Annotated in this window: 11 protein-coding genes; 7 read left to right on the plus strand and 4 right to left on the minus strand. The window is 67.3% G+C overall.

Annotated features, from left to right (window positions below):
- Positions 1-62: 62 nt before the first annotated feature.
- The 3 genes from ACGFNJ_RS17535 (at position 63) to ACGFNJ_RS17545 (ending at position 2,003) form a co-directional block, all read left to right on the plus strand.
- Positions 63-731, plus strand: coding sequence for a TetR/AcrR family transcriptional regulator (locus tag ACGFNJ_RS17535; RefSeq protein WP_393448493.1), 669 nt, complete (start codon positions 63-65; stop codon positions 729-731).
- 82 nt (positions 732-813) lie between these two features.
- The gene (locus tag ACGFNJ_RS17540; protein WP_393448496.1) at positions 814-1,044 is read left to right on the plus strand and encodes a hypothetical protein; all 231 of its coding nucleotides are present in this window, start codon (positions 814-816) and stop codon (positions 1,042-1,044) included.
- Between the two features lie 476 nt (positions 1,045-1,520).
- Positions 1,521-2,003, plus strand: a complete 483-nt coding sequence (locus ACGFNJ_RS17545; RefSeq protein ID WP_393448499.1) for a hypothetical protein — start codon at positions 1,521-1,523, stop codon at positions 2,001-2,003.
- 227 nt (positions 2,004-2,230) lie between these two features.
- Here ACGFNJ_RS17545 and ACGFNJ_RS17550 read toward each other — a convergent pair whose 3' ends face one another.
- Both ACGFNJ_RS17550 and ACGFNJ_RS17555 read right to left on the minus strand, forming a co-directional pair.
- Positions 2,231-2,650 (minus strand): hypothetical protein, encoded by a 420-nt coding sequence (locus ACGFNJ_RS17550; protein ID WP_393448502.1) that lies wholly within the window; start codon positions 2,648-2,650, stop codon positions 2,231-2,233.
- A gap of 241 nt (positions 2,651-2,891) precedes the next feature.
- Positions 2,892-3,173 (minus strand): LuxR family transcriptional regulator, encoded by a 282-nt coding sequence (locus ACGFNJ_RS17555; protein WP_393448505.1) that lies wholly within the window; start codon positions 3,171-3,173, stop codon positions 2,892-2,894.
- A 333-nt stretch (positions 3,174-3,506) separates the two neighbouring features.
- Between ACGFNJ_RS17555 and ACGFNJ_RS17560 the strand changes: the two genes are divergently transcribed.
- A complete protein-coding gene (locus tag ACGFNJ_RS17560) occupies positions 3,507-5,111 on the plus strand; it encodes an alkaline phosphatase D family protein (protein ID WP_393448508.1) in 1,605 nt (534 codons plus the stop codon).
- A gap of 4 nt (positions 5,112-5,115) precedes the next feature.
- Here ACGFNJ_RS17560 and ACGFNJ_RS17565 read toward each other — a convergent pair whose 3' ends face one another.
- Complete coding sequence (locus ACGFNJ_RS17565; RefSeq protein WP_393448511.1) at positions 5,116-6,018, minus strand: SGNH/GDSL hydrolase family protein; 903 nt, start codon at positions 6,016-6,018, stop codon at positions 5,116-5,118.
- Between the two features lie 136 nt (positions 6,019-6,154).
- On the opposite strand from ACGFNJ_RS17565, the gene ACGFNJ_RS17570 reads away from it, so the two are divergent.
- A complete protein-coding gene (locus tag ACGFNJ_RS17570; RefSeq protein ID WP_393448514.1) occupies positions 6,155-6,823 on the plus strand; it encodes a class II aldolase/adducin family protein in 669 nt (222 codons plus the stop codon).
- On the opposite strand, the gene ACGFNJ_RS17575 is transcribed toward ACGFNJ_RS17570, so the two are convergent.
- Positions 6,813-9,563: an ATP-binding protein gene (locus tag ACGFNJ_RS17575; RefSeq protein ID WP_393448517.1), complete on the minus strand. Its 2,751-nt coding sequence runs from the start codon at positions 9,561-9,563 to the stop codon at positions 6,813-6,815. The two genes, ACGFNJ_RS17570 and ACGFNJ_RS17575, sit on opposite strands and share 11 nt — an antisense overlap.
- 238 nt (positions 9,564-9,801) lie before the next feature.
- On the opposite strand from ACGFNJ_RS17575, the gene ACGFNJ_RS17580 reads away from it, so the two are divergent.
- Together ACGFNJ_RS17580 and ACGFNJ_RS17585 are read left to right on the plus strand one after the other, a co-directional pair.
- Positions 9,802-10,158 (plus strand): VOC family protein, encoded by a 357-nt coding sequence (locus ACGFNJ_RS17580; RefSeq protein WP_393448520.1) that lies wholly within the window; start codon positions 9,802-9,804, stop codon positions 10,156-10,158.
- A 57-nt stretch (positions 10,159-10,215) separates the two neighbouring features.
- On the plus strand, positions 10,216-10,671 hold the full coding sequence (locus tag ACGFNJ_RS17585) for an iron chaperone (RefSeq protein ID WP_393448523.1): 456 nt from the start codon (positions 10,216-10,218) through the stop codon (positions 10,669-10,671).
- The last annotated feature ends 184 nt before the right edge of the window (positions 10,672-10,855 follow it).

A 10,855-nucleotide genomic window follows, 5' to 3' on the forward strand; every position in this document is an offset into this window, starting at 1 on the left:
CACCATTGGTGCCGCATGGCATCAGTTTGTGTTCGGCGGGTCCCGGTTGTCAAGATGTAGGTGTGCGAGGAGGAACGTGGGGCGGCCGGACCGCCGCGGAACGCCGCGCCGAACGCCGCAGCCGTTTCATCGATGCGACCATCGGCATCTGGCGCGAAGACGGCTGGGCGGCGGTGTCGAAACGGCGGGTCTGCGCACTGACCGGTATCAACGATCGGTACTTCTACGAGGAGTTCACCGACCTCGACGGCTTGCTTGTCGCGGCGTGGGAGAGCGTGCGCGACGACATGCTCAGCGTGATCGCCGAGGTCTACCGGCAGAGTCAGGGTGAGCGGCCCGATGTGATCGCGCATCGCGCCGCGGCGGAGATCGTCGACCGGTTGGCGGCCGACCCCGCTTACGGCCGGATCCTGCTGATGCACCACGGCGGTAGCCCCAAGCTCGAGGTCTGCCGCAGTACCGCGGTTCAGATGACCAGTGATCTGGTAGTCATTGCGGCACAAAGGTTTCTGCCACCGGATGCGGACCAGAAGCAGATTCGGATGGCCGCGATCTTCGGCGTCGGCGGGTTCGTCGAGCTGGTCAGCGCCTGGCAGTCCGGCGTCTTCGACGGCACCGCGAAAGACATCGTCGACCATGTCGACGCCTTGGTGCAGACCTTTGCGCAGACCTACTTCACGCCGGGGTCGATCGGCGAATTCTCCTTGGCGGACGCCGCGGACAACCCCTGAGCGGCGGCGACACCTGAGATCAGGCGGTCGGCATGGCGGCGCGGACCTTTGTCCGTGGTCTGCTTCCCGAAGGGCGTTCGGTATGAATCTCGTTGATCGCCTTGCCGAGTACGGGCGGTTGGTCGCTTTCGTGTTGCCGCACGCCGGTCGCGACCCGGCGGAGGCGGAGCTGCGGGACTTTCTTCGTCCTCGGGTGTCGCGCTTCGAACAACCGCGCGACATCTATCTCGCCGCCGAGATACCGCGCAGCTCGACCGGGAAATCGACCGAAAAGTATTGCGCCACAACAGTGCAGCTGCGGATTGAAAGATAACGGCGATTGTGTCGGCGCTTTGTGCGTCGACGCCCGTACATCAAATAGATCCATTCGCTATAACGCAGGTTTACGAAGACTTTGCCGGCGCGGCTGGTATCACGCGATATGAACGTTGATCTTATCCGATGAACAGTCACTGAACGCGTTGCTGCTCAAACGTTTTCGTTGTCATTCGGCACGGCGAAACCGGGCCGACTATGTGATATCTATCAGCTGTTGCGCGGCCATTGACAACCAGTGGACGAATGCTGAATTGTGGCGGGGACGGGAATGGGCCGAACCGGCCCGATCCGAGCACACCGCCGGGCGCGCACCGGCAGATCGGGATTGTTGTGAGCGAGAACAGGCGTCCGGTGTTGGTGCCGAACGCGCTGACTCGAGACCGAACAAGACTCACCGTCGGCGACTCGACCCGATCAGTCGTGCCAAGACCAGCCACCCGCGCGTGGAACCCGCCCCTGTTAGGAGATTCGATGACCCTGCCCAAGCGGCCGGACCATGACATCACCCAGCTACGCGAGGTCGCGGACCGAATCGCGACCCTCATCCAGCGGAATGTGGAAGGTACCGGGGGACTGCCTCGGCTGGTCGACGCGCTGAAGCAGAGCGGGCAGATCGCGGACCTGCTGATCGACTACTCGGTCCGGTGGTTCAACGACAACCACGGCGAGTCGATCCTGCTCGGCCCCGAGCTCTACTGGCTGCTCACCGAGACCGTCCCGCACGAAGAGGACGGCGGGGATTCGGATGTGGACTGCCACCCGGTCACCCGCACCAGGCAAATGCTGCTGATCTGCGTGCTGGAAAAGCTGTCGACCAGGCCGTGGCGCCCGGAAACCGCGGAAGACGCCGCCGCGCTCGTCAAACACCGCTACAGCAACAACGCGATCCCGGTGCTGCCCACTCGCCAGCCTGCCGAGGTCGAGGGCGTAATCACCACATCGCAATTCACCTGACATCCCGTCGCCGGGAGTCGCGCGTCCTATTCGGGTGTTCCTGACAGTGGGAATTCATCCTGCGGAGATGGCCGATATCGTAAGTATCACGCCCGGCCCGCGTCGCGACCTGTGCGGTAAGTTGCTGGCGAATCGCTGGCGATCACGAGCGTGCCACGTTTGGTAACCACCAGTGGCGCAGTATTCCTGTGCTGGCGCGAACCGAGTTTCAGCTAGTGCGCTGCGGTTCAGCCTGCGGTGGAATCGGTGGCGGTCGGGCAGCCGCGGGATAGGTTGGCGGCGACGTCTGTTGCGGTGAGGGCCGCGGAGGTTTTGGTGGCGAGGTACTCGGCCCAGTGGGTTTCCTGCTCCAGGACTTCTTCGGAGCCCGTTGTCGCGCAATGGAATTGCGCTGCCGCCTGGAACTCGTCGAGGACGAAGACGACGTCGACGGCGACCTTGCGGTGGGCGGCGACCGTGATCGCCGCGATCGGGCGCCCATCGACGAGATGTTTGACGCGCACGGTGGCCAGTGCCAGGTCGCGGACGCGCGGCGTGCTGATGCCGACGACGTTGCCGTAGCGCCACCGGCGCGCCGACGGTCCGCCCGATTGGCCTGCTGCCTCGTGTACCGCGAGGATGAGCTCGCCGAGAGCCGAGGCTGACACAGTCACCTCGTAGGTGTGCCGACGGTTCATGACAGGTGCCCACCATTTCCGACTGCGGTCGCTGGTCCGGCGACCGTTCCCGGGTTAAGAACGCTCGAAGATCGTGGGCGCAACTGATCTGCACGACGGCGCGGCCTTCGCCGGATGCCCAGTCCTGTTTCGTCCGCGAACTCTGACGATGTCACGGGTTCGCATCGTTTGTCTGTAGGTCAAATGTCCGACACCGTTGCCTGGGGCACCGCTAGAGATCGTCGAGCACGATCAGGCCGTCCTGCAGTGCACGCGCCACCAGGGCCGCCTTGGTCTCGGCGGACCGGCCGACCGCGGCGTACTTGTCGCGAATGCGAGCGAGATGCGCGTCGATCGTCCCGAGGGACAGGGACAGCTGCGTTCCCGCCGCGGTTTTCGAGCCGGACCGCACCCAGGCGACGAGTACTTCCTGTTCGCGCGTCAAGAGGCGCGGGTTGCGCCATCTCGTCGGCCGGTCGGGTCGTGCTCTGTGGTCGAGAATGATGGAGGTCATTCGCCGCCACACCTCCTCCAAGGCTGCGGACCAGATGCCCATCGACTATATGATCCGTTGCCGCCGTGTGGCATTCGCGACGTCTCGGCCCGCAGTTCTGGGGTCTTGTTTGCTGTCGCGAACCATTTGTGCGCGGGGATCCGTGACGGTCGTCCTGGGTGAGTGACGTGGGTCTCATCCGTCGGATCGCGGTTGCGTAGCTGTAGCTACGGCAGCGGACTTACGTTACAGTCCCCGGCGGCGGCTGCCGCGTCGGTGAAGACAAGACCGACCGGCTCGTACCATTTGTCCTGGGTGACCTGATGATTCGACGATGATCCACAGGAGAGCGTTATGACCAGCAGTGTGCCTCGCCGTTCGTTCTTCGCCGGTCTGGCGGTCGCTGGCGGAATGCTGGCAGTGCCCGCCACCGGGTTCGCCGCGCCGATATTGCGGCAGGCGCCCGACGGCGCCGCCGATCTGATCGGGAATCCGCTGTTCGGCGCCGGGGTGATGGCCGGTGTGCCGCGCACCGACGGGGCAACGCTGTGGACCAGGGTCAGCGGCGGCAGCGCGGGGTCGGCGGGAAAGCTGGCGGTCGTCGTGTCCCGTCGCGACGATCTGTCCAGTCCGGAGCTGACCGAGACCGTCACCACCGGCGCCGACGGCACCGTCCATTTCGAGGCCGCGGGACTGCGTCCGGGGGAGCAGTACTTCTACCAATTCCGCGGCCGGGGAACGGAATCGGCGATCGGCCGGTTCAAGACGCTCCGGCCCGCCGACTCCGCCGAGCCGGTCAGGATCGGCTGGTTCGCCTGCCAAGCGTTCGAGGAAGGCTACTACGCCGCGCATCGCCACTTGGCCGCCGAAGACCTCGATCTGGTGATCTGCCTCGGCGATTACATCTACGAGTTCACCAAGCCCGGCGTCCGCGGCGTCGAAGTCAATGCCTACCCGCAGCTGCTGGAGCAGATGCGGGAGAAGTACCGAAAGTATCGCTCCGACACCGATCTTCAGTTGATGCACAGCCGCCACGCCTTCGTGCCGATGTGGGACGACCACGAATACCGCAACAACTACTGGAAGGAAGGCTGGACCGGATTCGGCGCCGACAAGGTCGAGGGCGCCGTCGGTTTCGAGCAGAAGAAGCAGTGGGCCTGGCAGGCGTGGTTCGAGCACATGCCGGTCCCGCGCTTTCCCGGTGCACCGAACCGTACGCATCGCTCGCTGCGGCTGGGGAAGACCGTGGAGCTGTGGGTACAGGACGATCGGCAGTATCGGGACGCACAACCGTGCGGTGACGCGTCAGGGGTGTGTTCGGCCGCGGACGCAGGCGGCCGAAGCATGCTGGGCGACAACCAGACTCGGTGGCTGCTCGACGGAATGAGCGGCTCGGACGCGACCTGGAAGGTGATGGGCAACGCGGTGATGATGATGGGCATGGTGACCGGCGACGACGGCAGCCGTGCCTTCATGGACAGCTGGGACGGTTACGGCGCCGAGCGGACCCACATCCTGTCCACCGCGGCCGCGCAGATCAAGAACATGGTCCTGGTCACCGGCGACGACCACAATGGATACGCAGGCGAGCTGTGGGACACCGGTTTTGCGCCGGGCACTGTCACCGGCACCCAGGTCAATCCGCCAGGCACCAAGCGCGCGGCCGTGGAATACCTTGTCCCGTCGGTCACTTCGACCAACGCGGGCGACGGCGGCTATCTGCCAACGGGCACAGGCGATCCCGTCGTTGCCGCGCGCAACGAGGAGGCGGCCAGGCGCGCCCGCAATCCGCACGCGAAGTACATCAACATGGTCGACCACGGCTATGGCGTGCTGGAAGCGGCGCCGAACGAGGTGCAGTTCCACTTCCGCTCGGTGGACAAACTCGATCCGAACGCAGGCGTCACCACCCGGTCCTTCCGCACTCCGTCCGGTCAATCGATCATCGAAGCGCTCTGAGCGGCTAGTGGCCGAGGGCGGCCAGGATCTGACGAGCGGTGTTCTCGTATCCGGCGGCGTTTGGATGTACCGGGATCAACGATGTTCCGCCGGTCGGTGGCGACGGAATGATGCCCTCGGCCCAGCGGTCGCCGACCGGGGCGCACGCATCGTGGTTGATCGTGGACGGCTCGAGATCGACGTAGGTGGCGTTGTGCGCCGCGGCTTGTGCGGCAACCATGGCATTGAGCCGGGAGAGCGACTGCTGGAGGTAGTCGCTGTCGCGGGACGAAATCGGGTGTGCCGCAGGACATCCGCCGGGCCGGAAGAAGTACTGGTAGCCGACGACGAGCACCCGTGCGTGCGGTGCGCGTTGATGGATTTGCTCGAGCACGTCGCCGTAGGTCGCCGCGAGCGCGTCGGTGCGTTCGACGAACGTGTCGCGGCCGCCCGCGGTGAAGTCGGCGGCGCACGAGTGCCCGGCGGCCGCAGGGAACGGGTTGACGCAGCCGTACGCGTCGTCGGCGATCCCGATGTCATTGCCGCCCATCGACATCGTGACCAGCGTGGTGTCGGCGCTGAGCGCGTCGAACTGCGGTGGCGCGACGCCGACGACGTTACCCGGCTGCGGCTGGGTGAGATGTTTGGTGGTGGCGCTCGCACAGGTGACATCACGGAAGGTCTGCACCTGCAATGCTTTCGCCACCAGCGAGGGGTAGTTGGCTGTCGACCGCGCGCAGGTGAGCAGTTCCGATTGCGGGAAGACCACCGACCCGGCGGCATCCGAGTCGCCCAGCGCCACGTAGACACCGCCGGTGCTCGCTTCCGCCGTTGCCGGCCCGAGCGCGACGGCGGTCATGGTGCAGCCGAGGGCCGCGACCATCGCTGCGGCCCGTGGGCGACGGGCACTGCTTGTCGTGCTGTTCATGCTCACTCCTGGCGGATCGATGGACATGGTCCGACGCGTCATTCGATGCCGAAGGCGGGAGACGTGCCGGTATACGCTCTGACCAGCTTTGAACCGAACCTGAACTTGCTTCAGTTATACGGGTACCGTGCGCGATGTGTCCCTCCGAAACGCTGATTTCACCATGCAACGTGCGGCAGTCGCCGCCGCCGCGCGCCGACTCGCCGCCGACGGTCTGGTCATCGGCACCGCAGGCAACGTGAGCTGCAGGCAGGGCGATCTTGTCGCGGTGACCGCGACCGGGCTCGCCCTCGCGGACGCGGCGCCGGAGCACGTCACGCTCATCGACCTGAACGGCACGATCGTCGATGGCGACTGGCAGCCAACCTCCGAGGTGGAACTGCACCTCGGCGTCTACCACGACTCCGACGCGGCCGCAGTCGTGCACACCCATTCCCCGAACGCCATCGCGCTGTCGCTGGTGCGCGACGAACTGCCGTGCATCCACTATCAGCAGCTCCTGCTCGGCGGCGCGATCAGAGTCGCCCCGTTCGCCGCGTTCGGCACCACCGAGCTCGCCAGCAGCGTGCGAGAAGCCTTGCGCGACAAGAGCGCTGCCATCATGGCCAATCACGGTGCGGTCGCCGTCGGCCCGACGCTGGACGCGGCGATCGCCAATGTCCACCTGGTGGAGTGGGCCAGCGGCATCTACTTGACCGCCGCCGCGGCGGGCTCGCCGCGTGCGCTCGAGCCTGAGCAGCAGCAGTCCGTGCTCGCTGCCACACTGCGCCGGGGTTACGGCAGCACCGTAACCCTCAGCGAGTAGTCGCGTCGGCGAGGGTGAGGCTTCTGGCTTGCTGGTAGGGGCAGGAAGCGGCCTCGAACGCGGCCGCGGTGGCGCGCACGCGCGCGGGGTCGTCGTCGAGGAGCGCCGTGGCCCTGTCGACGATGGCGTCCGCGATCGGGTTGCCCGCCACTGCTTTTCGAGCGGTGGCGAGGTGGGTGCGAGCGTCCGGATGGTTGGTGAGCACCGCGGCCTCGGCGCGGAGCGCGGCATACCAGTGCCGCCACACCCAGATGACCTGCTCGTCGAGCTCGTCGGGTTCCGCGGTCAGGCCTGCCATGGCCTGGTCGGCGCGGCCGAGGTGCAGCAGCACGATGGCGTCGAAAACCGCGCTGTAACCGGTCTTTTGCGCAGGGGCGACGCAGAGCTCGTCGACGATCGCCAGCCACTCGGCGCGCGCCGCGTCGTCGCCGCGCAGGCCGTGCGCCAGCGCTACCGCGGCCGCCGCCATCGCGAGATGCGGCGCAGGCAAGCGCCCGGAGAGTTCCCATGCGTCGAGGAAACGTCTACTGGCGGTCAATACCTCATCGAGGTTCCCTGCCAACGCCTCCGCGACCATGAGCCGGGAGGTGGCGAAATCGCCCTGTTCGGCGAGCAGCGGGAGGTCGCGGAGCTGCCTGCCCCAGCGGCGCGCGCCGGTCAGATCGCCGACACCGATACAGGTTTCGGCCGCCTCGGCGAGCGCGTTGCCGCGTTCGAGCTCGGTGGCCGGTGAAACCGATACTGTGGCAAGCAGTTCGACTCGTCGACGGGTTGTCTCGGCGGTCGCGAAGGTATCTCCGGTCCAACACTGCGCCGCGGCGAGCGCATCCAGCGCCGCGCTCTCCGCCACCGGATCGCCAGCCTGATAGGCCAGTTCGACCGCGCGCTCAGCGAGCGAGATCGCTTCGGACATCCCAGTTTCCAGCTCGGCACGGTCCGCGTAGACGGTCTCGGTGTGCACCCCGCACTCGGCAAGGGCAACTGCTGCCAAGGCGGCAGGGTCGTCGCCGGCCAGCTCGCGCGCCTCGGCAAGCAGCGCCGCCGCCGCACCGGGCGGCGGTGGTTCGGAGAACGACTCGGCGAGGCGGTACACGGTGATCGCGGCCGTGGCCAGGTCGCGGGCGGCCCCGGCCGGATCGCCTGCGGCGCGGGCGGTCTCGGCGGCGGCGCGGTGCAGCCGGAACATGTCCTCGCCGCGTCGGCGGCACCCGGCCACCTGGGCGGCGCGGCGCAGTGCGGCGGCCGCCGCGATCAGGTCGTCGGTGAGTGCGGCCGCTTGTTCGTACCGTCGCTGAGATTCACCGACCAGATTGCGGGTGAAGGTCAGCTCCGCCATGGCCAACGCCAGTGCATGCGCGGCGGCACGGTGCTCGGGCTGTTCCGCCGCCCACGCCAAAGCCGCGCGCATATCGTCGACGGCCGAGTCGAATCCGGTGCGCCATGCGGGGGTGGTCGGCCCGGCGAGCGCGGCGGCGGTCGCCGAACACCAGTGCAGATGGCGGGCAAGCACTTCGGGCAGTTCGCCGGTCTCGACGAGCTGCTCGGTCTCGTACTGGCGGATCGTCTCCAGTGCGCGGTAGCGGGTGCCGCGCGCGGTCGGCACGGCGGCGAGCAGGCTCTGTTCGGCGAGCCGGGCGAGCCCGTCCGCGACGGCGTTCGGGTCCAGTGGCGGATACCCGGCCACCTCGGCGGCATCGGCGGCGGTGAACGGCGCGACGAACACCGCGATACGCCGCAGCACCTGCTGGTCCTCGGTGGTGAGCAGCGCCTGACTCCAGTCGAGCATGGCGCGCACCGAGCGATGCCGGTCGTCGGCCCTGCGTCCGCCGACGAGGAGTCGCAGCGGATCGGCGAGGCTCGCGGTGAGGCCATCGAGGCCGAGGGTAGGCAGCCGCGCGGCCGCGAGTTCGATCGCCAACGCCAGCCCGTCGAGCCGCTGGCAGACCTCGCTCACCTGGCCGAGCTGCCCCGGATCGATCGGCCAGCCAAGGGCGGCAGCCCGATCCAGAAACAGCGTGACCGCGTCGTCGTCGCCGTCGAGGCTGAGCGGGGGAACGACATAGACCTGCTCGAAGGGCACCAAGAGCCGGGCCCGGCTGGTGGCGAGGACGGTCACCCGCGGGCAGTGCGCGAGCAGGCGTTCGATGAACGGCGCAGCACCCTCGCGCAGGTGCTCGCAGTTGTCGAGCACGAGCAAGGTGTGGCGTCCGGCCAAGGCGTTGAGCACGGAGTCGTCGATGCTGCGGCCCTGGTGTTCCCCGAGGCCGAGCGAACGCGCCACCGCGGCGCCGGTCATCGCCGGATCGGTCACCGAGACCAGGTCGACGAACCAGGCGCCGTCGGCGAACTCGCCGGCAAGGTCGGCGGCAACGGCCAAGGCCAGCCGGGTTTTACCGACGCCGCCCGGGCCGAGTGCGGTGATGTGCCGATGCGCGGCGACCGCCGCGCGCAGGGCGGCGCGCTCGCTGGCTCGGCCGACGAACGAGGTCAACGGCGCGGGCAGGATGGCGATCGCTTCGCTGGTCGGCTCGTCCTTGGCGAGTTCGGCCGCGCGGCCGGCGAGCGCTCGGCGGTCGGGGACGCCGACCTTGCGCAACAGCGACGACACGTGGGTTTCGACCGTGCGCACTGAGATATAGAGCTCCGCGGCGATCTCGGCATTGCTGCGATGTTGCCCGACCAGAGTCAGGACTTCGGCCTCCCGGTCCGAGATCCCGGCGGCAACCTTCTGCTTCGACACGTCTCCATCTTCGCGTATCGGGCACGTTCCGGTGCGGGCACGGGGTTACGTGCTGATTCCGTGGTGCTCTCCGTGGTCGGCACGGATGTCGGGCCGCTGCCCCGAACCTACCGTTATTGCCATGGACGCAACAGGAACGGCTCACCGGAGCAATCGCCCTCCGAGTGCTCGATCGCCACACGGCCGTTCGCTTGTCGACCAGACCATTTCGACCACAGCTACGACACCAGGAGAACTCATGTCCGCCGCACCGGCCAGGGGCATCAAGACCATGCTGCACCCCGTCTCCGACCTGGCGAAGGCCAAGGCGGTATACGCGGCGCTGTTCGGCGTGCCGCCGCAGATCGAGAGCCCCTACTACGTCGGCTTCGATCTCGAACACCTGCACATCGGGCTGGTGCCGGACGGCGGACCACAGGGCATGACCGCGCCGGTCGCCTACTGGCAGGTGGTCGACATCGAGGCGCGGCTCGACGAACTCACCGCCGCGGGCGCCACCGTGCGGGAGCCGATCCGCAGCGTCGGCGAGGGCCGCAGGGTGGCCACCGTCACCGACCCCGACGGCAACGTCCTCGGTCTGCTGGAAGACCGCTGAAACCGAACCAGCCCAACGATCATCCGAAAAACATTCACACAGAAGGAAATCAGAACAATGGCTACTCAGCAGAACGCAACAAGGACCGCCGTGAGCTTCTCCGAGGAAGAGCGCGCCGCGATGAAAGAGCACGCCCAGGAGCTGAAGACGGCGGCTCGCCGTGGTTCCCGCGCCGCCAAGGCGGACGGCGAGAACGACGTGCTCGCCAAGATCGCCCAGATGCAGGACTCGGATCGGGTGCTGGCCGAACGCATCCACGCGATCGTCAAGACCAATGCCCCCGGACTGACCCCGAAACTCTGGTACGGCATGCCCTCCTACGCCAAGGACGGCAAGGTCGTCTTGTTCTTCCAGAGCGCCGAGAAGTTCAAGGCCCGCTATGCGACGCTCGGGTTCAACGACATCGCCACCCTCGACGACGGCACCATGTGGCCCAGCGCGTTCGCCCTCACCAAGCTGACCGCCGCCGACGAAAAGGCGATCGGTGCGCTGGTGCAGAAGGCAGTGCGCTGAGCGCCCGCCAGGTTCAGGACGAGAGCCCTTGCACAGCAAGGGCTCTCGTCCTATGACGTGTCATGGTACGGCTGGTCGGCTGGGCGGTCCGATACATTGACGGGATCTCGGCGCGGCGTCCAGCATCAGGTGAGCGACAGGCCGGCCCGGCGACGCGGCCCGGATGATCTGCTCCACCACGTCG

Origin of the sequence: Nocardia sp. NPDC049149 (genome assembly GCF_043197455.1) — a bacterium.
Lineage (GTDB): Bacteria > Actinomycetota > Actinomycetes > Mycobacteriales > Mycobacteriaceae > Nocardia.

Coding starts and splice junctions, on each gene's coding strand:
- ACGFNJ_RS17540 (WP_393448496.1), top strand. CDS start 814: ATGAATCTCGTTGATCGCCTTGCCGAGTACGGGCGGTTGGTCGCTTTC.
- ACGFNJ_RS17545 (WP_393448499.1), top strand. CDS start 1,521: ATGACCCTGCCCAAGCGGCCGGACCATGACATCACCCAGCTACGCGAG.
- ACGFNJ_RS17555 (WP_393448505.1), bottom strand. CDS start 3,173: ATGACCTCCATCATTCTCGACCACAGAGCACGACCCGACCGGCCGACG.
- ACGFNJ_RS17560 (WP_393448508.1), top strand. CDS start 3,507: ATGACCAGCAGTGTGCCTCGCCGTTCGTTCTTCGCCGGTCTGGCGGTC.
- ACGFNJ_RS17565 (WP_393448511.1), bottom strand. CDS start 6,018: ATGAACAGCACGACAAGCAGTGCCCGTCGCCCACGGGCCGCAGCGATG.
- ACGFNJ_RS17580 (WP_393448520.1), top strand. CDS start 9,802: ATGTCCGCCGCACCGGCCAGGGGCATCAAGACCATGCTGCACCCCGTC.
- ACGFNJ_RS17585 (WP_393448523.1), top strand. CDS start 10,216: ATGGCTACTCAGCAGAACGCAACAAGGACCGCCGTGAGCTTCTCCGAG.